The following is a 22,481-nucleotide window of genomic DNA, read 5'->3' as shown; positions in this document are numbered from 1 at the left end:
GTATAAAAGCTTGTGGGCTAGGGAGTTGCTTCAAGATCTGGCAATAAATAACCACGCACAGGCATTTTCGCGTATGTAGGGCGCACTCCACCTCCTGCTAACGCTTCCTATGCGCCCTACTCGTCCTCTTCTCGCTCTTTTTCTGCTTGTTCTGTTGACTTTCGGCTGTGCCCGCCACAAGAAAGGCAAAAACGCAACGGCTACTGCCGAGCCTGTTCGGACTGAGGCGGCGGCGCCCGCCGTGGCCCCAACGGCCGCCCGCGACCTCACCGACGTCATGACCGACGAGCTACAGCTCCGCCCCGATCAGCAGGTGAAAGTGCGGGCCATCCTGAGCAGTACCGTAACGCAGGTAAACGACGCACAGAAGCAATTTGCCGGCAACCGCACCGGCCTCATGACCGAGCTCAAGCGCATCAATGCTTCTTCCGAAGGCCAGCTACGCCAGGTTCTGACGCCTACGCAATACAAAAACTACCAAGTAAAGAAGCGCGCTATGCAAGCCGAAATGCAAGCCCGCAAATCCAATCAATAAGCTGATAGACAACTTGTTATCATATTAGCGCACTTTGGCGCGGCCGATAAATTTGGCAAAAAGCCCGGGGGCAAAACGCTTCAGCAGGACGCCCCACGTTTCGCGCCCGCCGATATAGACTTCGTTGCGACCCTGCGCAATGGCGCGCACGGCGCGCCTGGCAAATACGGCGGGCGGCAGGCCTTTGGCCGTCGCCTCGTCCATGGTGCGCAGGGGCGTGCCATCGCCGGTAAGCGCATTCACCGAAATCCCGGTCCGGACAAAGCCTGGACACAAGATGCTGACGCCCACGCCCGTAGCCTCCAGCTCGGTGCGGAGCGAATCGAAGAATCCGTGCAGCGCGTGCTTCGAGGCGGCGTAGGCACTGCGATAGGGCGTGCCGAATTTGCCCACCAAGCTGCTCACGACTACCACTCGGCCGCGGCCTTGGCTGATCATTGTCGGCACTACGGCTTTGGTTAGGGCTACCGTACCAAAATAATTGATTTCTATCAGCCGCCGGTCTACGTCGAGCGCGGTTTCGAGGGCTAGCGAGCGTTGGCTGATGCCGCCGTTGTTCACCAGAATATCGATGCGGCCGTAGCGCGCCAGCACTTCCGCAACCTTGCCCGGAAAGCTGGGCGCATCTCCCAAATCTAGGGGTAGTGCCAGCGTCTCGGCCGGGGCGCAGGCGGCGCTGACGCGCTCCAATTCGGCCGTGTTACGGCCCGAAAGCACGAGGCGTGCGCCGTTGCGGGCAAATTCGCGGGCCAGCGCTTCGCCAATGCCCGACGAGGCTCCCGTTATCCAGACAACTTGCTTCGAAAACTTCATGCTTTGGGACAAAGGGTGAGAGCACTAGCGCAGAAGTTTAAGCTGCGTAAAGTGCTAGCTTCTAGTACTTAAGAGTTAAATTAGATACTTGCAATAGTCTTTATCAGTTTTGAGGCAACCCTTGCTTCTCGGATGACATCTATTCCGATACTTCCCGGCGCTGGCGCTCAGCTTGGGCGAATGGTAACAAAAAAATATCCCGTTTTCTTTTGGAATAAGATAAAAGAAAGCGTAGTTTGTATTGCCTACTACTAGGTGACACCCTAAAGCGCAGCCGAGGGCTTAGCGGTTATGATAAAGCTGAGAAATATTCAGAAGAGTTACGAGGTGGGCACCAACCGCCTGCGGGTACTAAAAGGCATTGACTTGCACGTACGCGAAGGCGAATTGGTGAGCATTATGGGCTCGTCGGGGTCGGGCAAAAGCACGCTGCTCAACATCTTGGGCATTCTCGACGACTTCGACCACGGCGAGTATTACCTGGCCGGCACGCGCATCGACCGCAGCCTCTCGCAGACGCGGGCGGCACAGTACCGCAATCAGTTTTTGGGCTTTGTGTTCCAGTCGTTCAACCTGCTGAACTTCAAGAACGCCATGGAAAACGTGGCCCTGCCGCTCTATTACCAGAAAATGAGTCGCAAGGAGCGCAACCGCATGGCCCTCGAATACCTCGACCGCGTGGGCCTGCGCGAGCGCGCCGATCACTTGCCTTCGGAGCTTTCGGGCGGGCAAAAGCAGCGTGTGGCCATTGCCCGCGCCCTGATCAGCCGGCCCAAGCTTATTCTGGCCGACGAACCTACCGGCGCCCTCGATACCCAGACGACCCAGGAGGTGATGGACATCTTCAAGCAGGTGAACCGCGAGGGCATGACCGTCGTGATCGTGACCCACGAAAACGACATCGCTGCCCAAACCGACCGCTGCATCCGCATCCGCGATGGCTTGATTGTAAACGAAGAGCACGAATACGTTATTTATAAATAGTTAATAATCAGCTACTTGAATTATTGATTTGGTGTGATGCTACGTCGTGAAAACAAGGCCGTTTGAGCTGGTTCGTGGTAGCATTTGAGCTTTCGTTTTCCACCTCTTTTTGCTGGTTACAATGAAAAAGCTAGTTTTTATTCTTGCCCTAGTTGGCAGTGTGAGCACGGGCCGCGTGGTCTTGGCCCAAACCACCGGCACCGATATGCAAGCGCTGCAAAAGCGCATGAATCAATTGATGCGCAACCCCGCCAAGCCCAAGCAGGACGTGCGTATTTCCTTGACTAACTGCCACTTAGAGCAAATTATTAGCGACCGCGACGCCGATGTGAAATCTTCCACTCCCATCTCGGTGAGCTACAACAAGGGCAACGCCGGCTGGGCCGCCAAAGTGGCCGACGGCATGTTTGAGCTGAAGATGGGTTTTGACTGGGATGAGGTTACGGCCATCACCTACCAGCCCACCACCGACGACGGGCAGAAGCACTACGAACTCAAGATCAAGCGCCACAAGAAAGACAGCGACACCTCGCTGGAAATGCCACTTTACACCACCGACGAAAATGCCGTGCGCGAAGTGGTGCGCCGCCTAAATGCCGTGCGTCAAAATTGCACGGGTGCAAAAGGCTGATATACTGTATGTTATCGAATAATCTGGTAAAGTCCCTATTCCATGTTTGACCTCGATAAATGGCAGGAAATTCTGGGCACCATGCGGCGCAACAAGCTCCGCACCTTCCTGACCGCGTTTGGGGTGTTCTGGGGTATTTTCATGCTGGTGCTGCTGTTGGGCGCGGGCAAGGGGATGGAAAACGGCATCTTCAACGAGTTTGGGGCGGGCGCGCAGAACAGCTTGTTTATCAGCGGGGGCCGCACGGCTATGCCCTGGGCCGGCCTGAAACCCGGCCGCGACATTAAGCTTTCCAACACCGACATGGAGGCCATTCGCCAGCAGATTGAGGGTGTGGAATTGCTGGCTCCGCGCAACCGCCTAACGGGCGAGTACACCATTATGCGAGGCACCAAAAACGGCTCGTATCAGGTGTTCGGGGCCAACGGCGAGTTCTTCAAAATCAACGGGGAAACTTTGCTCAAAGGCCGTTTTCTGAGCCCTCTGGACATAGGCGAGCAGCGCAAAGTGATGATCATGGGCGAGAAAGTACGCAAAGTGCTTTTCGGTGATGAAGAAGCCCTGGGCCAATATGTGCAGGTAAAAGGCGTGTTTTTCAAGGTGGTAGGCATCTTTACCACTACCCAAAACCAGGGCCGCAACGAGGAGCGAGCATACGTGCCGTTCAGCACTTTCCAAACCACGTTCAACCAATACAACCAGGTGCAGCTGCTGGGGCTGACCACGACCAACGGCACGCCGGTAAAAGAGATCGAGGGCCAAGTACGAATCCTGCTGGCCCGTCGGCACCAGTTCGACCCGGCCGATAAACAGGCTCTCGAACTCAACAACAACGAGGAAGAAGTAGCCCGCTTTCAGGGGCTGTTTCGGGGCATCAAGCTGTTTGTATCCATCATTGGCGGGCTCACGCTGGTAGCGGGCGTGGTGGGTGTTAGCAACATCATGCTCATTATCGTGCAAGAGCGTACCCGCGAAATCGGGGTGCGCAAAGCGCTGGGTGCCACGCCCTGGAGCATCATCAGCATGATCGTGCAGGAGTCAATCGTGATCACCGGCTTGTCGGGTTACCTGGGGCTGCTGGCCGGCGTGGGACTGCTCGATAGCATTCGTTACGCCATCCAATCGACCGGGGCCAAGCTGCCTTACTTCGACCGGCCCGGCGTGGACGTGACCGTGGCCGTGAGCGCCGTGCTGCTACTGGTAGTCGCCGGCGCCATCGCCGGCCTGATACCCGCTACGAAAGCTGCGAACATCAAACCTATTGAAGCTTTACGAGCTGACTAAGATGTCTGATAACGGGCTAGAACCCCCCCAAGACCCTAAGACCCAACAACATGTTTGACCTCGATAAATGGAGTGAAATCTGGGGGACGGTGCGGCGGCACAAGCTGCGCACGGGGCTCACGGCATTTGGCGTGTTCTGGGGTATTTTCATGCTCGCTGTGTTGTTGGGCGCGGGCAAAGGCTTCCGCAACGGCGTCGAAAAAGAGTTTAACGTCGCCAAAAACGCCATTTTCGTCTGGACGCAGCGCACCAGCGTTCCTTACATGGGCCTGAAGGCCGGGCGTTTTGTGCAGCTCACCAACGACGACGTAACCGCCCTCGAGCGCCAAGTGCCGGAGGCGGCGCTGGTGCTGCCGCGCACCTCGCTGCACGGCACGTTTACGGTGCAGAACGGCCCGAAAAGCTCTTCGTTTTCGGTAAACGGCGAGTACCCTGGTTACCCCGCCGTGCGGGCCGTGGACATGCAGCAGGGCCGTTTCATCAACGAGCCCGACATCACGGGCCGCCGCAAGATTGCCGTCATCGGCAACCGCGTGGTCGACATTCTTTTTGGAACTACTAACCCAATGGGTAAGTACATCAATATCAAGGGGATATACTTTCAGGTGGTGGGCGTGTTCAAGGGCTCGGGCAAGGCAGAAGAAGCCCAGCAGGACGGCCAGACTATTTATATCCCGCTGACTACGCTGCAAGTGGCTTTTAACCAGACCAATAAGATTGACTACTTCTCTTTTATTCCTAAAACCGGCATTCCGGCCGCTGTTGTGGAAACGAAAGCGAAGGAAGTGCTGCGCCGCCAGCACAAAGTAGCGCCCAATGACGACCGCGCTTTCGGCTCGGCCAACGTCGAGGAGGAATACGCCCGCGTGCAGGGCCTATTTATGGGCATCGCGGGCTTTAGCTGGCTGGTGAGCATCGGTACCATCTTGGCCGGCATCATTGGGGTGAGCAACATCATGCTCATCGTGGTGAAGGAGCGCACCAAGGAAATCGGGATTCGTAAGGCGCTGGGCGCTACGCCTTGGAGCATCATCAGCCTGATCGTGCAGGAAAGCATCGTGCTCACGGCCGTGGCCGGCCTGATCGGGCTGCTGTTTGGCACGGCCCTGATGGCGGGCATCGCGTCCATGATCGAGGGCAAAGACGTGGGCTTTTTTGCCAGTCCGCAAGTTGATTTGGGCGTGGCCGGCATGGCTGTGGCGCTCCTAGTAATTGCCGGCGCGCTAGCCGGACTAGTGCCCGCCACCATCGCGGCCCGCGTGCAGCCGGTAGTGGCGCTGAAGGATGAATAAATACCTGTAAATCAGCTAGTAAACGATAACCACCAGCCAGAAAATTTGCCATGAACAACGACATACTGCCCGACGAACAAGTGGCCGTCCCGCGTACCAGCTTGCAGGACAACCACCGGCACCCAGACGAGGAACAGTACATCGCGCCGAAGAAACCCGCAATCACGATCAAGCGGATTTTTCTGGGCTTGCTGGTGCTCATGCTGCTAGCGGGCTTCGGCTGGCTGGCCCGCTATTTCTACAGGCAGGCTCACGCCGACCCGATCACCTACAAAACCGAGCAGCCCATCGTGACGGATATCGTCAAGAAAACGGTGGCCACGGGCAGCATTGTGCCCCGCCGCGAAGTACTGATCAAGCCGCAGGTATCGGGTATTGTAGAGGAGCTGTATGTAGAAGCTGGTCAGCCGATTAAGGAAGGCGAGCTGATTGCCCGCATCCGGACGGTGGCGAATGCTGCCAGCGTCAACAGCGCCCAAACGGGCATTCAGGCAGCTCGCATTGCCCTGGAAACTAGTAAGGTAGCTCTGGATCGGCAGAAAGCGCTCTTCGACCAGAAAGTAATCGCGGAGCAGGAGTACCTCAACTACCTGTCTGATTATCGGGCCAAAAAGCAAGCCCTGGACGCTGCCGAAAGCAACCTGCAAATCGCGCAGAAAGGCGCCTCCCGCAACACCGGCGGCTCGCTCAACCTGATTCGCTCCACCATCACCGGTTTGCTGCTGGATGTGCCCGTGAAAGTAGGTTCGTCGGTAGTAGAGCGTAACAATTTCAACGAGGGTACCACCGTAGCCAGCATCGCCGACATGAAAAGCCTCGTTTTCGAAGGCAAAGTCGACGAAAGCGAAGTGGGCAAAGTGCGCGAAGGCATGGACCTGAACCTGAGCGTGGGCGCGCTAGAAAACCAAACCTTCCCGGCCCAACTCGAATACATCGCTCCGAAAGGCGTGGTGGAAGAAGGCGCCACGAAGTTTTTGGTGCGCGCCAAAGTTGATTTGAAGCCCGGGCAGTTTCTGCGGGCCAACTACTCGGCTAACGGCGACATTGTGCTGGGCCGGCGCGAGAAGGTGCTGGCCATTCGCGAAAGCCTGTTGCAGTTCGGCAAAGTCAACAAGGACAGCGTGTTTGTAGAAGTAGAAACCGGCCCGCAGCAGTTTCGCAAGCAATTGGTAAAGACGGGGTTATCTGACGGCATCAACGTTGAAATCCTCTCCGGCGTCAAGAAGGGCGACAAGATCAAAGTGCTTGGCCCGCCCGCCGATGCGGAGAAGAAAAGCTAGCGCAGGACGTAGAATAGAAATGCCAAGGCGATCATCCAGAGCGCCGCGAAGGATCTCTACACGAGCAATAATTACGCACGGTAGAGATCCTTCGCGGCGCTCTGGATGACAGTCTGATCGGAGGCTTACTGCTGGAAAAATCAAACATCCCACGCGCTTTGCAGTTCTTGCGGGCACACTCACCTCCTGCACCATGTCCTCCTCCCACACTCCGTTGGTCCAGACGCCTGAAACCACCTACCGCGTGCATTTTCAGGACTGCGACATGATGGGCCACCTCAACAACGCCCGTTACCTCGATTATTTTTTGAACGCCCGCGAAGATCACACCACCGAACACTACGCCCTCAACCTCGGCCAAGTGGCCAGCACGCTCGGCGCCTCGTGGGTGATTACGAAGCATCATATTTCGTATCTGCGGCCGGCCTTGCACAGCGAAACCGTGCGTATCAAGTCGCAACTTATTCACTTCGACAACTCTAACCTCGTGGTAGAGATGCAAATGCTGAGCGAAGACGGCACCCGTCTGAAGGCCTTGTTGTGGTCGGAAATGACGTTTGTGAAGGTCAGTACGGGTACCCGCACCGACCACTCCGACGACCTGATGGACATGCTCGGCGAGGTGGACGTGGAAGATGTAAGCTACGACCCCGACGGCTTCGACGACCGCGTGCGTAGCCTGCGCAAGCAACTCAAGCGCGAGCGCGCCGGCCACGACGATTGATAACCCCTCCGTCCAGCCTTACGTTAAAGAAAAGCCGGAGCCGCTACACGCGGTTTCGGCTTTTTTATTTCCAATATCCCATAACCACAACACCCACAACAAGATGAGCATTTTTGGTAGTGATAAATTGAAAGGCAAAAAGATCGCCATTGTAGCGACCGATGGTTTTGAGCAGGTAGAGCTTACCAAACCCAAAAAGTTTCTGGAAGACGAAGGCGCCGAGGTCGATGTGATCTCGCTGAAAAGCGGCTCGATCAAAGGCTGGGACCAAACCGACTGGGGCGACAAGGTCGATGTTGACAAAGTAATTACGGACGTGAAAGCCTCGGATTACGACGCGCTGGTGTTGCCCGGCGGCCAGATCAACCCCGACAAACTGCGCATCAACAAGGACGTAGTGAACTTTGCCACCGAATTTATGCGCTCGGGCAAGGTGGTGGCCGCCATTTGCCACGGCCCCTGGACGCTGATCGAAACGGGTTTGGTAAAAGGCAAGAAAATGACCAGCTGGCCCAGCCTCCAAACCGACCTGCGCAACGCCGGCGCTCACTGGGAAGACAGCGAAGTAGTGGTAGATAAAGGCCTGATTACCAGCCGCAAGCCCGAAGATATCCCGGCATTCAACAAAAAGATTGTGGAGGAGATTCTGGAAGGCAGCCATGCGCCCAGGGTAAATGTCTAATATTCAAGTTGTTGCACAAAAAAAGGCCCGCACTTTATTGCGGGCCTTTTTTGTGCTCAAAGTTTCGTTTTACAGCAGTGCTAACAGCGCACCCGCGTAGCGGTGGTACACAAAGTAAAAACCGGTATCGAAAAGCAGCAGAAAGCCGCCTTGCAGCCACAGCGAGCGCCCAAAGCCGAAAAGCCGCTCGGGGCGCAGGGGCGCCGACGCTGCCCGGGCCCGTAACCAGCTCCCAACGGCCAGATAGGCTACGTCGAGGCCCGCATTTATCAGCAGGATTTTCTCAAAATTAAACTGCGCTTCCAGGCTGTCGGCGAGCGTGAGACCGGCTACTTGGTTGGGGTGCGCCCGCAACATGCCCACCACGGCCAGCACCGCATTGACGATGTTCCAGCCCACGTTCATCTGGTGGAAGTAATGTGCTTCCGTACGCGGATCGGTGCGGGCGACGTAATAGCCGCTCACCAGCAGGTTGAGCAACGCCCAGGCACCCAACACACTCATGCCACGCTCAGCCAACAGCTCGCGGGCATGGTTTAAGGCGGGCAACATGTCGAGCGCAGTCGAAGTGGCGGGCAGAAAGAGAAATGGCACAGGCAGAACGAAAAGCTGTAGATGCAAAAAAGGAAGCCCGGCCTGGGCTTCCTTTTTGAGACAGGGGCAAACGCAAAATGTTAATTATTGCGCAAACCCAATGCCGACGTACACTTGGAATACGCCATTCTTAATATTGGTAATCGATTGATTGACAGTTGATTTGGGGTCTTTGAGAATGTCGGCAAAGCCAGCCGTATAGCGAGCACCCACGCGGCCCGGACCTACACGTGCTTCGAGACCAGCGGCTAGGCCGTAGTCGAGGCTGCTGTAATTGTAGTTGTACTGGCTGTCGTTGATTTTGCGTTCCACCGAGCCTTCTTTCACTTTGGTGAGCAACGAAACCTGCGGGCCTACGTGCACGCTCACGTTGTCGAGAAAGTTATACACCAGCAGCACTGGCACTTGCAGGTAGTCGAGGCGGGTGGTGTAGGGGCTGGTCATGGTGGTATTGCCGGGGTTAGAAGCCTTAAAACCCTGGCGGCTGTACAGGAACTCGGGTTGTATGGAAAACTTGTCGTTTAAGCCAATCTGAGCATAAACGCCGGCGTGAAATGACTTGTAGTTGCTGTTGTCGCCGAAATTTTTCTTGTCGTCGCCGCGGAAATCAGCCGCGTTGAAGCCGCCTTTGATACCGAAGCCGGAGTTGCGAGAATCGCTGCCGCCTGATGGATAATCTGTGGATTTGCGCTCGCCGATGTGGCCATCCTGCGCCTGAACTGCCGTGAAGGAAGCCGCGCAAAAAGTGAGAAGGAGAATAATCTTTTTCATACTACTGTAAATTCGGTGGTGAGGGAAAAGGAGCGTGATTGGAGTGCGTATGTAAGCCGCTATACTTCTGGCTGGCCGGAAAGTTGCACAAGGCGGCGTGTCACCGATAAAAAAAATCCCCCTCTCGATCCAACCAATACCCTTCGCGTGTATATTTGATTTTTTACGGCCGCCGCCAGTACGAGTGGTAGGTTTGCGGGGTGTTAGCTCAGTTGGTTCAGAGCGCTACCTTGACAGGGTAGAGGTCACTGGTTCGAGCCCAGTACGCCTCACGGAAACCTATTTTTACCGCCTGATTTTGGGGCCTTCCCAAATCTGCCAACGGTTTTGCAACTGAAAACCGACCTAAACAGGCACCAGAAAGCCCGGCCCCGCAGCCGGGCTTTTCTTATGTATAATCTTGATTGTGAAGCAGTTGTCTGCAACAAATGCAAAAGCCCCAACCGATCCGATCGGTTGGGGCTTTTGCTCGGGCTCCGTGCGCTTCGTGGGCCTTATAGCGTAGAGCGCGTTGGCAGGACGGCCCGGATGGTGGAGCCCTTCTTTTTGCGTTTTGTGTGGCGATGCGCTTTCCGGAAAGCGCGCATCTTGAGCCGGCTTTCGTGTCGGTTTTTCTTGGCGTAGAAGCGCCGAGCCCGCGAATCGCGGCGTGCGGTTACGCGTTGCTCATGGTGAGAGTAGCGGCGCATAAAGCGCGGCGAAGGTTTGGAGTATGCCGACAACCAACTGCTCAATAGCAGCAGAAACGACAAGCACAGAACGCGCAACCACATGATGTTTAGTATTTAAATTGTACTAAAATATTATCAAATTGCATTTGCATTCAAAAGCGGAAAAATGAAATGAATGATTTGATAACTTATTGTAAAACAAGCTATTAACACGAAAGTTCAATTTGTGTCTGACAATTTTGCTGTTTCGATGATTATTGATCAGACCCTAATTTATTTAAAAAATACAATAGTGCAATATTTCAGAAAAAATTATGTGCGAGTCAGTCAATGGGGCGGTTGGATTGTTAGGCGTAAGCAAATTCGGTGCTGCCTCCTATCTGGGCCCAGCCTGATTCCGTAGGTTCGCATTCCCAGATTATTTCTATGCTTTCTATCGCTTGGGCACCGCTGTACGCCCACCCATTGCCGGCCGGCCACCGTTTTCCTATGCTCAAGTATGAGTTGCTGCCCGAGCAGTTGCTGCGCGAAGGTGTGGTGGCGGAAAGCAATTTTTTCGTGCCCTCGCCCCCGCCCGCGGCCGAAATTCTGCGCACCCACGATGCCGGTTACTATCAGCGGCTGTGCCAGGGAGAGCTGACGCGGCACGAAGAACGTGCAACAGGCTTCCCTTGGTCGGAGCAACTTGTTGAGCGTGAGGTAACTATCCTGGGCGGCACGATTGCGTGCGCTGAGCGAGCGCTTCGGCATGGAGTTTCGCTCAACATTGCCGGCGGCACGCACCACGCATTTGCCGATCGGGGCGAGGGCTTTTGCTTGCTCAACGACCAAGCCGCGGCGGCCAACTACTTGCTGGCCCATCAGCCAAGCGTTCAAAAAATTCTGATCGTGGACTTGGATGTGCACCAAGGCAACGGCACGGCCGCAATTTTCAGGCACGAACCACGGGTGTTCACTTTCTCGATGCACGGCGCCCGCAACTATCCGCACCGCAAGGAGCAATCGGACCTGGATCTGCCGCTAGCCGACGGCACCGACGACGCGGCGTATCTGAGCTTGCTGCGCGACACCCTGCCACGTCTGCTCGACGAAGTACAGCCCGATTTCGTTTTTTACCTCAGCGGCGTCGATGTGCTGGCAACCGATAAGCTAGGGCATTTGGCTCTTACGCGCGAAGGCTGCCGGCAGCGCGACCGCTTTGTGCTGGAACTGTGCCGCCAGCATGCCCTGCCGGTGGTCGTGTGTATGGGCGGCGGCTACTCCGAGCGCATCGCCGACATTGTGGAGGCGCATGCCAATACCTTTCGGGCGGCAGCGGAGATTTTTAGCTAATACCTGTCAAGCAGCTGAGATAACCACCTGCCACCGAAATGCCCATTGCCACCGCAGGGTATAATGCTCTATATGAGCACGTTGTAGAATGCGCTTCCAGTCACTGCGCGTAAAGGCCCGCGCAACCGACAGCGGCGCGTCGTTTTGCACCAGATAAGAGCCTCGAAAAATCTGGGTAAGCGCCTTGATGCTGTAGTAAGCCAGTGGATTGCGGTGCAAGTCGTTGATAATGATCGCAGTGCGGGCTTGGTGTTGCAGTTGCTGCAATAGGTCCGATAGGGATTCGTCGCTGAAATGGTGGCAAAACAAGCTGCAAGTGACTACATCAAACTGCTGTTGTCGGAACTCGGGGGAGAAGATATCCTGCTGCTCGAAGCTGATTTCGGGGTAGCCTTGGCACTTGCTGGCGGCATAGTCCAGCATAAAGGCATTGGCGTCGATGCCAACGAGTTGCACCGCAATCTGGTGGCGACGGGCCCAGCGGGCAATGTAGCACAACGTGTCGCCGCCGCCGCTGCCAAGGTCAGCTAGCCGCAACGGCCGATTGGTGGGTAACCGGGGGCGCAGGCGCTGCAAGGCATCCAGCACCACGCGGTAGCCGCCTAACCACTTATTGATAACTTCCAGCTCGTCGAGGTTTTGGCGCAGGGCATCGGAGGCCAGCGTCAGGTCGTCCATCAACTCTTCCTCGGTGGCGCGCTGGCTAAAGTTCATCAACTAATTGATTGTGAGATGCTTACAGGGTATTCTTTTCTATTCCTTACTCAGCGCGATTGCTTCGCTGGTGTGCTTGGCGTACCCATTGCTCCGAACAATAGGTTGCGGGGCCACGGCCACTTTCATCAGCATGGCTTCCAGCGTCAGGCCCGGCCCGAAAGCAAAGCTCAACACAGGCGCCCCGGCATCGGCGGCCGTAAGGGTGCGCAGCAATTCGCGCAGCACAAAAAGCACCGTCGCCGACGACATATTGCCGTAATCGCGCAGCACTTGGTAGGCAAAACGATTGTCGTGGGTGGTCAGGCCAAGCTCTGCTTCGATAGTTTCCAGGATTTTGCGTCCACCCGGATGGATGGCAAACGCATGAATATCAGCTAGTTTGATGGGGAGGTTCTCCAGCAAGCGGTCGGTAAGCTGCCGAATGCCTTTCTGGATCATGCGGGGCACGTAGGAGGAGAGCGTCATCTCAAAGCCCAGATCGTTGATGTGCCACGCCATGTCCTGACGGCCGTCGGGCTCGAGGCCGCAATGAAATGCGTCGAGCGCCAAGCTGGGCTGTTGCTGCGCCGGGTGGCCCTGCACCAACACCGCCGCCGACCCGTCGCCAAACAGCGCATTCGACACCAAGTGATCGTCTTCGGGGCGTTTCTGGAAGTGAATGGTACACAGCTCGGTACACACAATCAGTACGCGGGCTTTGGCATCGGCGCGGCAGAAGGCATCGGCCAGCTTCAGGGCATTGAAGGCGGCGTAGCAGCCCATAAAATTGACGCAGGTACGCTGCACGCTCAGGTTCAGTCCCAAGGCTTCGACCAACTCAATATCCAGTCCCGGCGCGTACATGCCCGTGCAGCTGACCGTAACCAAGTGCGTAATGCTGCCGATTGCTACTTCCGGCAATTGCTCCAGACAATCGCGCACAGCCTCCACCGACAACGGCAACGCGTGCTGGCGGTACACGCTCATGCGCTGCCCAACCGTAGGAAAAGGCTCTAAATCAGGCGTGTTTGGGAAAAACTCGAATTCGCCGTTGGCGCGGCCGTAGTCCGGCAGCACGGTGTAGCGCTGGCCAATGCCCGATACGCGGTACAAGGCCCGCAGCCGGCGGGTATCGGATTCGTCAAATTGCAATGCCCCGGCCATGAAGCTGGCGATTTGGGGTTGCGGAATGCGGTGCGGTGGATTAGCGGTGCCGATAGCACACAGATAGCTGGTCATTGAGCGAAGTATACGCAATTTAGGGCCGCGCGGCTTGCCCTAAATGTGCATAATATCGGCGTTAGAATGCGGTGCCGTGGGTGCGTTGCATCAGGGCCCGCACGGCCCCCGGCAGGTAGCGCAACCCACTGACTACCATCTCACTCAGCAGCGGCTGCCCAAACAGATGCTGTACCGCCCGGCCCACCCGCAGGCGCTGCCCGAAATGCGCCTGCCAAGTAGCGTGGTAGCCGCTTTCCAGAGTGGCGCGGTCTGTATGACCGGTGAGGAATGCATGTATTTGATTAGAAGCCAGTTGCGCGCCATGAATGGCCATGGCCATGCCATTGCCACAGAGCGGCGTAATCAGGCCAGCGGCGTCGCCGCACATCAGCACGTGCTGTTCTACGCACTGTTTGGGGGCGAAGGAAATTTCGTTGATGACTTCCGGCTGATCGTACAAAAACTCGGCCTCACGGAAAATGCGCGCCAAGTGAGGGTTTCGCGCCAGCACGTGTTGTTCCATCTGCCCGATGGTGCCGTGCTGCTTGAGGTTTTGGCGCGTGGTGAGGTAGCAAAAGCAATACTTGCCGTCTTCGATGGCCGAAATGCCTGCGTAGCCATCGGCAAAGTTGTGCAGAGCAATGAGGTCGCGCGGAAAATCCAGGCGCAGGTGGTACTTCACGCCGAGGTAAGGCGAGCGCTGGGTGAAAAACGTGCGCTGTAGCTGGCGGTCGAGGTTGGTGCGCTTGCCGTATGCGCCCAGCACGACACGCGCCCGCAACGTTCGGCCATCGGCCAGCGAAACGTCGTGCAGGTTGGCGCTTTCGTCGAAGGCTACCTGCGTGACGGTGGCCTGTTGGTAAAACTCCACGCCCCGCGCCACGGCTTGCTTGTACAGAAACTGATCGAGCGTGTAGCGACTCACGCCAAAGCCGCCCAAGTCGAGTGGCACCGTGAGGGTGCGGCCCGCCGGAGAACTCAATAAAAATCGGGAAACATCGGCGGGCCCAAGCGGTGCCGGATCAACGCCCAGCCGCCGCAGGTACGGCAACACTTCATTGGAAACGTACTCACCGCAAACCTTATGAAAGGGGTAGCTGCGGCGCTCAATAACCGTCACGTGGTGGCCCCGGCCGCACAAATCGAGCGCAGCCGTAAGTCCTCCTAGTCCTCCACCAATAACGATAACGTCCAACTTTTTTTGTGGGTTAAATGCGTGAGTGCGAGATGCAAAGTGATATATTTATAGAGGTTTCGTTATATTGTATTGTCCTTTGTCAAATTAGGCGCGTATTTTTGTAAACCTAATTGAGTGCCAGACGTTAACGAAGTTATTGTGGTTGTGCACTTTATCACCCCTACACGACGCTATGATGAGACTCCTACGTACTTTATTTTTAATCATCGTATTTGGTGTGGGGCCAATGCACAGTAGTTTTCCGCAAGCGAAAGCATTGTCCATTCCATCCGCAGCAAGTGCCCGGCCCGCCGAAGACAAAGCAGTGGTCGTGTACCCCAACCCCAGCACTGGAATTGTGCACATTGCCATCAACGGCTTCGAAGGCCGCAAGATGGAACTGCGAATCCTGAACGTGATCGGCTCCGTGATTTACCGCGAAACCCTCACCGAACTCAACGACCGCTACACCAAAACCCTTGACCTGAGCAAGTTCGCTACGGGTTTGTATTACGTAAAGCTCGAATCGGAGAATGCCAGCGAGATGCGAAAGCTCGTCATTCGCTAGTACTCCAAAAGGGATATTTTAAACAGCGTTGCGCAAGCAAGGCTGTTTTTTTATGTGCTTGCTAATCAAAAGGTTATAAAAAAGCCGCTTTCTACACAGAAAGCGGCTTTTTTATTTCCAATAAAGGCAGATTAGCCGTTGTTCCGCACCGGAATAGGCTCAGGAGTAACCATTGCCTTGATGTTGTCGACGGTGTTGAGAGCCAATAGCGCTGTGGCTATGATGAGCCCAAAGAAAATCAGTAAAAGCATGGGAATTAGGTTAAAGACGAAAGAAAACAGGCCGGAGGCCCCGCACGCATTCGTATGGCTCCGCTTGTTGTGACTTCTTATTCAACCTGAAATCAGGCCGTTGGGTTTCAGCATAATTATGGCCTTTTCAACAACTGCTCCACCACGTAGCGGGCGTCGCGCCCCGCGCCACCCATCAGGGCTGAGCTGCGGCTGTTGAGCCACGGCAAACCAAGGAAAGCCAAGCCGGGAACGGAGGTGAGGCCGCGATAGTGTTTGGGAGAGCCTTTCGCGTCGAAGATGGGCGCTTCAATCCAGTCATAATCAGGAGCATAGCCCGTAGCCCAAACCACAGCTTCCAGCGGCGGGGTAGTAGCCTGACGTCCGTGCAGCCTTGTTTCATTCGCAACGCCCAATGCTCGCCCGATAAACTGCGCGTTCGAGAATTGCCGCAACCGCGTCAGGTCGCTGCTTACGACAGGATCGGGCCGGCTCAACATGCGTCGACCCAAGGCTGTATGGCGTGAAACGTTCATCAGGCCCGTTATCTTGAGCAGCGCCCACATCAGGTTGTTGTTGGGAAGCGTAGGGGTGTTTTCGTCGTAAGCCACAAACACCGGCCGGCCGGTTGCCGCCACATCAGCAGCAATCTGCAAGGCCGAGTTGCCGCTCCCCACTACGGCTACGGCCCCTGTACCGGGCAGTTGAGATGGTCGGCGATACGCTTGGCTGTGGAGCTGTACCACAGTCGGCGCTAGTTCCGCGGCAAACATGGGCATGTGTGGGGCCGTGTACGCTCCGGTGCAGATGATGACGTTTTTGCAGATATATGTCTGATTGTCAGATGTATATATATGAAAGCCTTCGTCGCTGTCTGAGGTAGGTAGCAGGCGGGTAACGCGTTGGCGCAGCCGAACCGGAAGCTTAAAATGCGCGGCATACTGCTGCAAGTACTGGGCGGCTTCGTCTTTGCTGGGGTAGCGCAGCGGACTACCCGGCGGCCAGCTCAGGCCCGGCAGGTTGCTGGCCCAAGGCGGCGAAAACAATCGCAGCGCGTCGAAGCGGGTTGCCCACACGTCGCCCACCGTTTCGCGCTCGTCGAGCACGACAAACGAAACGCCGTGCTGCTGCAAATAATAGGCGGCGGCCAGCCCCGCCTGTCCGGCGCCGATGACCACGGTATGGAAAGCTTCGATAGGCATAGGAACTGTAGCACAAGCTAAAGGTTGCGCCGCAGTTTTCGGACTGCCGGAAATCTGCGCTTCAGCCTAGATCTCTTGTGGTTTGAATGCTTAAATTCGTAATCAACCGTATTACGGCTATCTTAACTTGAACCGACCGCTGCTAGTAAGTGCAAGTAGCAGTGCCTGCTGCTCGGTTCAGGGTTATTTCTTTTTCTGGAAGCTGCCCCTATGACGCCTACTTTTCGACGCTACTTAAGCTGGTGCTTGCTGAGCCTGCTGGCTTTTTCCTGCTCACACGATGAGTTGGTGGCGCCCGGCAGTGGTACTGCCACAGGCGGTAACGGAGCCGCTACCCGCGACCCCAACCTCGCCTTTGGCAACCCCAGCGGTGCCACCGCCGACGCCAGCAACTACACCAACTACCTGTTGGTCAAAGCTCAATACACCATGTCGTACCACCGCGACCGGGGCACGCCCAACTGGGTCAGCTGGCACTTGAGCCGCGCGTGGCTAGGCAGCGCTTCGCGACAGGATGATTTTCTGGCTGACAACAGCTTGCCCGCTAACTGGTACCACGTCACGGCCGGGAGCTACGTCGGCTCGGGTTTTGACCGGGGCCACCAGTGCCCCTCGGCCGACCGCACCGGGTCGGTGGCCGACAACTCGGCCACGTTTCTGATGAGCAACATGGTGCCCCAGGCCCCGCGCAACAACCAGCAAACCTGGGCCGGGCTGGAAAACTACTGCCGCACGCTCGTGGACGCGGGCAACGAACTCTACCTCATCTGCGGCAGCTACGGCAAAGGCGGCACCGGCTCGGCCGGCCCGCTCAGCACCCTCGACAACGGCCACGTGACCGTGCCCAACCGCCTCTGGAAGGTCATTGTCGTACTGCCCAACGGCACCGACGATGTACGGCGGGTTACGAGCGACACGCGCATCATCGCCGTCAATACCCCCAACGACAACGGCCTGCTCTCAACCTGGAAAAGTTATCGCACCACAGTCGATGCTATTGAGCGGGCCACCGGCTACGATTTGCTTTCGGCCCTGCCAACCGCTGTGCAGGCCGTGGTTGAGGCGCGAGTTGACGACGGTCCGACAAGCTAAAAGGGGGTTGTAACAACACTTTGTGCATTACTCAAAAAAAGTCTGTTGGGCTGTTGATGCTAGCCAGACTTTTTGCATATTGTTAGGCTAATTGGCAGATTAATATTTTGTTATCTGCTACGCGAGGCTAACCTAGGCTTCTCCGAAATCGTACCTTTGACAGTGAGTGATGGGAGTGAAAAGTGAAGAAGAAAGGAAAGCCGTGCTGCAACGCGGCTTTCTGCTTTTTTTAGAAGTCTCCCCGATACAAACGCGTTTTAGCTGAATCGCCTTGCCTACCCATCGGTAGTCTCAACACCAAGTTGGGCGTGAGTGAAACAGCCATTTTAGAAATTTACAAAATCCTATAAAAGCAACAGCGCCGCTGACTCAGTCAGCGGCGCTGTTGCTGTGGCACCAACGAAACGCCAAAATTAATTTTCGCCGGCCGCGTTCAGGCCTACGACAGCTTCTTGGGGACTGGGCATGCTGTTCATATACGAACGGAAGCCGAGGGCAATTTCGCTGGCCAGAGAGTTGGCCATGGCCGTGGTGCGGCGGTCGTTGTGCGTGCGGTCGTTGCCTTTCTCAGCAGCCAACTGGGTTACAAACTCATCCAAAGGCATCGACTCTTCCACCTTCTTCGGATCGGGGATGATGCGGAAAGAGCCTACGCTGTATACATAGCCGTTGTCGGTGGACTGAAATACAAAATCAAAGCGCAAGGTGCGCTCGGAGGCGGGAGCATTTCCTTGGGCCACCTTCATCTTGGCCGTGCCGGTAAGGCGAATGGAACTGGTGCCCGCATCGGCTTTGATCCCTGTTTTGGGGCCGTAAGCAAAATGATTTTCGGTCCAGTCGAGGGCGCGGCGGTAGAGTTCGGTGCGGCCGGCTCCTTCCGACGGAACACGCTCGCTGTACTCAATGGGTTCGGGAGCGCTGGTTTGGGCCAGCAGGGGCGAGGTAGTGGCCAAAAGCCCGCCAAACAGGAAACAAAGTATCAGTCTTTTCATAATTGCAGTGAAAATGAAGAAGCGTGAAGACAAAGGTACGATCAACAGCTAAATTGAACTTTGTAGAGTATGTTATGATTATTTTAAGAAATACACGTCATCCTGCCTAAAATCATCGAAGTCAGGCATGGAGCACTGAGCTTTTGGTATTATGAAAGAGCTAATACCCATTCTAATTGTCTAAGCTAGTATACAAAATTGTATTTTACAAGGTCAGTGTGCTGAGGCTATATGTCTTGTTGCTCAGAGATGAGCTTTGACAACGAGGAAATACGACATCTTAGCTTTACATCAAGCATATAAGTGTTTATTCACAAGTAATTGATATTCAATAATTTATATATTATTTAAAAGAATCATTTATATACTATGGGCTTCGAAAATTCTCTGAAGAGGTAACGTTTTGGTAACATAAACTTAACACACGCCTTAGTACGACTTCAATAAGAATTAGTACTTTTGCGACATGCTTCACTTCAGCCATCAGAACTAATGAAGTGCAGAACGTCCCATAACGCCGTTCTGCGAGAAGACCGGAAGGTCTTTTCTTCCATTGGTTCTTCTGTTTTTCTCGTTTTTATCCCGTTCACCGCTCCGGTTTCCGAAGCGGTTTTTTTATGTCCTGCCGGCTGGGCAGGATGCGGGGAAGTTGTGCGCCCGGCTTAACTCAACCTTCTTTCATATAAACCGACTAACCCAACGGTAACATGCAAGACACGACCACCCTCGCCCAACAAATTTCGGCCGTCGCTCCCGCCGCCGTCCGCAACGTGAACCTGAGCACTGACCCCAAGCACATGACCTACACCGACGCGGTAGAGCTCCTGAAAGGCGAAGGCTTCCCCGAACTGCAGTGGGGCGACGACCTCGAAGCCCCGCACGAAGGCCGCCTGACCGAGCTGATGGGCCCGATGTTCGTGACGCACTACCCCGCCGACATCAAGTTCTTCAACATGCGCAACAACGACGACGACCCCCGCGTAGTAAACTCGTCGGACCTGTTGCTGCCGCTGGCCGGCGAAAGCGCTGGCTCGGCCGAGCGTGAGTTCGACGCCGGTAAGTTGCGCTACAAGCTCGAAACCAGCTCGATGCTCGAGGGCCTCATCCGCCAGGGCATGAAGCTGTCGGACTTCGACTGGTATCTTGACTTCCACAAGGAGAACGAAGTAAAGCTGCACTCGGGTGCCAGCTTAGGCATGGCACGGGTGGCGCAGTTCATCCTCGGCCAGACCGACATCCGCGACTGCGTGCCGTTCCTGATCAACCGCAAGAACGTTATCTAACTTGCAGCCAGACAAAGCGCCCGGTGTAAGCCGGGCGCTTTCGCTTTTAGGACAGGTTCATTTCCCTTTGATGTTGATTGTAAGAGAGTTACTAAAGACAGAAACATGCAACTCGGCTCACTCACTCTTAAAAACCCCGTCTGTGTGGCGTCGTGCCCGTGGCACCTTGATGGGTCCGGCTATGAGCAGCTGGGTGCCATATTTACCCGTACCGTTACGATGGAGCCCAAACCGGGCCGTTACGAAGAAGGCATCTGGCAGGTCGCGGATCAGACCTTGCTGAATGCCACCAACATGCGCACCGAGAACGCCGAAATTTTGGTCAGTGAGTACCTGCCCAATCTGCTGCGCTACGGCGTGCCGGTACTGGTGAGCATCACGGCGCCGGGCATTCCGGGCTTTCGCAAAATTGCCCGTTTCCTCAAGCGTGAAGTGGGCCACCTGATCGCGGGCGTGGAAGTCTACATCGCCGCGTTCGATTCGGCTAAAGGCGCCGACATCACGCCGCGCTTCGTGCGCGAAGCCACCGAGGCTGTGCGCAACGAGCTGGGCGAAGACGCGGCTGTGGTGGTGAAACTACCGCCGTGGCCCGAGCACATTCGCGGTCTGGCTTTGGGCGCCCAGGAAGGCGGTGCTTCGGCATTGGCCGCCACCAACATCATGAAAGGCTTGCACCTGCCCGACGACGCCACAGCCGGCCCCGTAATCGGAGGGTTGTCGGGCGAAGCGTTGCGGCCGGTGGCGCTGCGCTGCGTGTACGAACTAGCGCATGATGAACGTATTACTTTGCCTATCTTCGGGACGGGCGGCGTATTTGCGGCGAGTCATGTGGTTGATTACTTGAGGGTTGGCGCCAGTGCCGTGCAAATTGCCAGCGGCGAATGGCTGGAACCCGGTGTATCGGCGCGGCTGGCCGCCGAGTGTGCAAACTTCCAACCCGAAACCACCTTATGGAGAAACTAACCCAACGCGTCAGCAAGTCGCACTCGCTGCTGTGCATCGGCCTCGACCCAACCGGCGACGACCAATCCGTTGCAGCTCGCCTGCGGGAAGTCGTGGCCCAAACGGCCGAGTACGCCGCTGCCTACAAACCGAATCTGGCCTTTTTCCTTTCCCGCGAAGGCGGTGTAGAATTGCTGCGCCAAACGGTTGCCTCCGTCCCTGATGGCATTCCGGTTATTCTGGATGGTAAATTTGGCGACATTGCCAATACTGCCGAGCACTACGCGCGCTTCGCCTACGACGTAATCGGGGCCGACGGCGTAACGGTGAATCCCTATATGGGCGACGACGCCATTGTGCCTTTTGCCCGGCCCGGTAAAATGGTGTTTGTGCTGGCCAAAACGTCCAACAAGCCTGCGCATTCTCTTCAGGATGTGGCCCTTACGCGCGGCGGCTACCTCAGCGATCTGGCCGCCGGCGTCTGCCGAAAACTGGACGAAGAGCACCACAACATCGGGTTGGTAGTGGGAGCAACCCACGCCGATGCCATGGCCCGGATGCGCGAAATCAGCCCAGAGCAGTGGTTTCTGGTGCCCGGAATCGGCGCCCAAGGCGGCGATTTGCAGGCCACGTTGCGCGCCGGGCTGCGCGCCGATGGGTCCGGACTCCTCATTAATGCATCGCGCAGCATCTGGCAAGCCGCCGATGCCGGGGTAGCTGCCCGAGAACTGTTTCAGCAGATTAATGAACAGCGCTCCGTGCTTGCGTAACGGACTTTATCCTTTTGTAGTAAATGATTGACAGTCAGATAGATATGAATTCAACTAAAGAGCTGTTAGAAAGCCAGTTGCAGCAGGAAGATGCGTTATTACGTGGCCATTTCCGGCTGTCGTCGGGCTTGCACTCCGACACGTATGTGCAGTGCGCCCGCTTTCTGCGCCGCCCCGATCTGGCCGAACCGGCTTTAGCGGAGCTTGCCACGCAGATTCAAGCGGCTGGCTTACAGCCCGATGTGGTAGTTGGCCCCGCTATGGGCGGCGTGGTGGTGAGCTACGAGTTGGCCCGCCAGCTGAAAGTACCGGCCATTTTCACCGAGCGTGACGACACCGGCGCGATGACTTTGCGGCGCGGCTTCAGCATCCGGCCCGGCGAACGCATTATCATCGCCGAAGACGTGGTGACCACCGGCAAGAGCACCAAAGAGGTAGCCAAAGTGCTGGAAGCGCTGGGCGGTAAAATTTTGGCCGTTGCCAGTTTAATTGACCGAACAAATGGGGAAGCTGAATTATCTTTCCCGACCTTTGCCCTGCTGCCCGTAACGGCAGCCACCTACGCACCCGATGATTGCCCGCTGTGCCGGGCAGGTATTCCGGTGGTGAAGCCCGGCAGTCGGCCGGAGAAAGCGTTTTCTTAAACCTACCCACTCGGCAGACGGCCATTGGGCAAGGCATTTTCGGCGTACTCCGTGCGGGTATGCTTCCTCAT

The 22,481-nt window shown here is 56.1% G+C and carries 24 protein-coding genes and 1 tRNA gene; 16 read left to right on the top strand and 9 right to left on the bottom strand.

Annotated features, from left to right (window positions below):
- The first annotated feature begins 109 nt into the window (after nt 1-109).
- A complete protein-coding gene (locus tag H9I52_RS15675; protein WP_187454603.1) occupies nt 110-535 on the top strand; it encodes a hypothetical protein in 426 nt (141 codons plus the stop codon).
- A 24-nt stretch (nt 536-559) separates the two neighbouring features.
- Here H9I52_RS15675 and H9I52_RS15670 read toward each other — a convergent pair whose 3' ends face one another.
- Nucleotides 560-1,348, bottom strand: coding sequence for an SDR family oxidoreductase (locus H9I52_RS15670; protein ID WP_187454602.1), 789 nt, complete (start codon nt 1,346-1,348; stop codon nt 560-562).
- A 291-nt stretch (nt 1,349-1,639) separates the two neighbouring features.
- On the opposite strand from H9I52_RS15670, the gene H9I52_RS15665 reads away from it, so the two are divergent.
- The 7 genes from H9I52_RS15665 (at nt 1,640) to H9I52_RS15635 (ending at nt 8,225) form a co-directional block, all read left to right on the top strand.
- Nucleotides 1,640-2,332 carry an ABC transporter ATP-binding protein gene (locus H9I52_RS15665; RefSeq protein WP_187454601.1) on the top strand — a complete coding sequence of 231 codons (693 nt, stop codon included), beginning with the start codon at nt 1,640-1,642 and terminating at the stop codon, nt 2,330-2,332.
- A gap of 121 nt (nt 2,333-2,453) precedes the next feature.
- Nucleotides 2,454-2,963, top strand: coding sequence for a hypothetical protein (locus H9I52_RS15660; RefSeq protein ID WP_187454600.1), 510 nt, complete (start codon nt 2,454-2,456; stop codon nt 2,961-2,963).
- 42 nt (nt 2,964-3,005) lie between these two features.
- Entirely contained in the window at nt 3,006-4,247 is a 1,242-nt protein-coding gene (locus H9I52_RS15655; protein ID WP_187454599.1) for an ABC transporter permease, read from the top strand.
- A 50-nt stretch (nt 4,248-4,297) separates the two neighbouring features.
- Nucleotides 4,298-5,539 carry an ABC transporter permease gene (locus H9I52_RS15650; RefSeq protein ID WP_187454598.1) on the top strand — a complete coding sequence of 414 codons (1,242 nt, stop codon included), beginning with the start codon at nt 4,298-4,300 and terminating at the stop codon, nt 5,537-5,539.
- 50 nt (nt 5,540-5,589) lie between these two features.
- Nucleotides 5,590-6,819, top strand: a complete 1,230-nt coding sequence (locus H9I52_RS15645) for an efflux RND transporter periplasmic adaptor subunit (RefSeq protein WP_222940514.1) — start codon at nt 5,590-5,592, stop codon at nt 6,817-6,819.
- A 193-nt stretch (nt 6,820-7,012) separates the two neighbouring features.
- Nucleotides 7,013-7,543, top strand: a complete 531-nt coding sequence (locus H9I52_RS15640; protein WP_187454597.1) for an acyl-CoA thioesterase — start codon at nt 7,013-7,015, stop codon at nt 7,541-7,543.
- 103 nt (nt 7,544-7,646) lie between these two features.
- Nucleotides 7,647-8,225 (top strand): type 1 glutamine amidotransferase domain-containing protein, encoded by a 579-nt coding sequence (locus H9I52_RS15635; protein ID WP_187454596.1) that lies wholly within the window; start codon nt 7,647-7,649, stop codon nt 8,223-8,225.
- Nucleotides 8,226-8,294: 69 nt separating this feature from the next.
- On the opposite strand, the gene H9I52_RS15630 is transcribed toward H9I52_RS15635, so the two are convergent.
- The gene (locus H9I52_RS15630) at nt 8,295-8,819 is read right to left on the bottom strand and encodes a DUF6992 family protein (RefSeq protein ID WP_187454595.1); all 525 of its coding nucleotides are present in this window, start codon (nt 8,817-8,819) and stop codon (nt 8,295-8,297) included.
- Nucleotides 8,820-8,903: 84 nt separating this feature from the next.
- Nucleotides 8,904-9,590: a porin family protein gene (locus H9I52_RS15625; RefSeq protein WP_187454594.1), complete on the bottom strand. Its 687-nt coding sequence runs from the start codon at nt 9,588-9,590 to the stop codon at nt 8,904-8,906.
- Nucleotides 9,591-9,787: 197 nt separating this feature from the next.
- On the opposite strand from H9I52_RS15625, the gene H9I52_RS15620 reads away from it, so the two are divergent.
- A tRNA-Val gene (locus H9I52_RS15620) sits at nt 9,788-9,862 on the top strand.
- Between the two features lie 222 nt (nt 9,863-10,084).
- Here the strand turns inward: H9I52_RS15620 and H9I52_RS15615 are convergent.
- Nucleotides 10,085-10,363, bottom strand: coding sequence for a hypothetical protein (locus H9I52_RS15615; protein WP_139515676.1), 279 nt, complete (start codon nt 10,361-10,363; stop codon nt 10,085-10,087).
- A 324-nt stretch (nt 10,364-10,687) separates the two neighbouring features.
- Between H9I52_RS15615 and H9I52_RS15610 the strand changes: the two genes are divergently transcribed.
- The gene (locus H9I52_RS15610; RefSeq protein WP_187454593.1) at nt 10,688-11,593 is read left to right on the top strand and encodes a histone deacetylase; all 906 of its coding nucleotides are present in this window, start codon (nt 10,688-10,690) and stop codon (nt 11,591-11,593) included.
- 6 nt (nt 11,594-11,599) lie between these two features.
- On the opposite strand, the gene H9I52_RS15605 is transcribed toward H9I52_RS15610, so the two are convergent.
- The 3 genes from H9I52_RS15605 to H9I52_RS15595 all read right to left on the bottom strand — a co-directional run bounded on the left by H9I52_RS15605 (nt 11,600) and on the right by H9I52_RS15595 (nt 14,753).
- On the bottom strand, nt 11,600-12,307 hold the full coding sequence (locus H9I52_RS15605) for a methyltransferase domain-containing protein (RefSeq protein WP_262386085.1): 708 nt from the start codon (nt 12,305-12,307) through the stop codon (nt 11,600-11,602).
- Between the two features lie 39 nt (nt 12,308-12,346).
- Nucleotides 12,347-13,528: a type III polyketide synthase gene (locus H9I52_RS15600; protein WP_187454592.1), complete on the bottom strand. Its 1,182-nt coding sequence runs from the start codon at nt 13,526-13,528 to the stop codon at nt 12,347-12,349.
- Nucleotides 13,529-13,589: 61 nt separating this feature from the next.
- Nucleotides 13,590-14,753, bottom strand: a complete 1,164-nt coding sequence (locus tag H9I52_RS15595) for an NAD(P)/FAD-dependent oxidoreductase (RefSeq protein ID WP_410403032.1) — start codon at nt 14,751-14,753, stop codon at nt 13,590-13,592.
- 211 nt (nt 14,754-14,964) lie between these two features.
- Between H9I52_RS15595 and H9I52_RS15590 the strand changes: the two genes are divergently transcribed.
- Nucleotides 14,965-15,255: a T9SS type A sorting domain-containing protein gene (locus H9I52_RS15590; protein ID WP_165699368.1), complete on the top strand. Its 291-nt coding sequence runs from the start codon at nt 14,965-14,967 to the stop codon at nt 15,253-15,255.
- Nucleotides 15,256-15,622: 367 nt separating this feature from the next.
- Here the strand turns inward: H9I52_RS15590 and H9I52_RS15585 are convergent, their stop codons facing one another.
- Nucleotides 15,623-16,687 (bottom strand): flavin-containing monooxygenase, encoded by a 1,065-nt coding sequence (locus H9I52_RS15585; protein ID WP_187454590.1) that lies wholly within the window; start codon nt 16,685-16,687, stop codon nt 15,623-15,625.
- Nucleotides 16,688-16,897: 210 nt separating this feature from the next.
- Here H9I52_RS15585 and H9I52_RS15580 point away from each other — a divergent pair, with 210 nt between their 5' ends.
- On the top strand, nt 16,898-17,779 hold the full coding sequence (locus H9I52_RS15580) for a DNA/RNA non-specific endonuclease (protein WP_187454589.1): 882 nt from the start codon (nt 16,898-16,900) through the stop codon (nt 17,777-17,779).
- Between the two features lie 413 nt (nt 17,780-18,192).
- Here H9I52_RS15580 and H9I52_RS15575 read toward each other — a convergent pair whose 3' ends face one another.
- Nucleotides 18,193-18,771 (bottom strand): DUF4468 domain-containing protein, encoded by a 579-nt coding sequence (locus H9I52_RS15575; protein WP_187454588.1) that lies wholly within the window; start codon nt 18,769-18,771, stop codon nt 18,193-18,195.
- A gap of 707 nt (nt 18,772-19,478) precedes the next feature.
- On the opposite strand from H9I52_RS15575, the gene H9I52_RS15570 reads away from it, so the two are divergent.
- From H9I52_RS15570 to pyrE, 4 genes are all read left to right on the top strand, one after another.
- Complete coding sequence (locus H9I52_RS15570; protein WP_187454587.1) at nt 19,479-20,054, top strand: amino acid--tRNA ligase-related protein; 576 nt, start codon at nt 19,479-19,481, stop codon at nt 20,052-20,054.
- A 105-nt stretch (nt 20,055-20,159) separates the two neighbouring features.
- Complete coding sequence (locus H9I52_RS15565) at nt 20,160-21,017, top strand: dihydroorotate dehydrogenase (RefSeq protein WP_187454586.1); 858 nt, start codon at nt 20,160-20,162, stop codon at nt 21,015-21,017.
- Nucleotides 21,005-21,766 carry an orotidine-5'-phosphate decarboxylase gene (gene pyrF, locus H9I52_RS15560; RefSeq protein WP_187454585.1) on the top strand — a complete coding sequence of 254 codons (762 nt, stop codon included), beginning with the start codon at nt 21,005-21,007 and terminating at the stop codon, nt 21,764-21,766. Before H9I52_RS15565 ends, pyrF begins: the two co-directional genes overlap by 13 nt.
- Nucleotides 21,767-21,810: 44 nt before the next feature.
- Complete coding sequence (pyrE, locus tag H9I52_RS15555) at nt 21,811-22,410, top strand: orotate phosphoribosyltransferase (protein WP_187454584.1); 600 nt, start codon at nt 21,811-21,813, stop codon at nt 22,408-22,410.
- Nucleotides 22,411-22,481 lie beyond the last annotated feature (71 nt).

This window comes from Hymenobacter sp. BT491, from assembly GCF_014349165.1.
Classification (GTDB): Bacteria; Bacteroidota; Bacteroidia; order Cytophagales; family Hymenobacteraceae; genus Hymenobacter; species Hymenobacter jejuensis.
The sequence above is the reverse complement of the archived record's forward strand: the minus strand, read 5'-3'. Positions and strand labels throughout refer to the sequence as shown.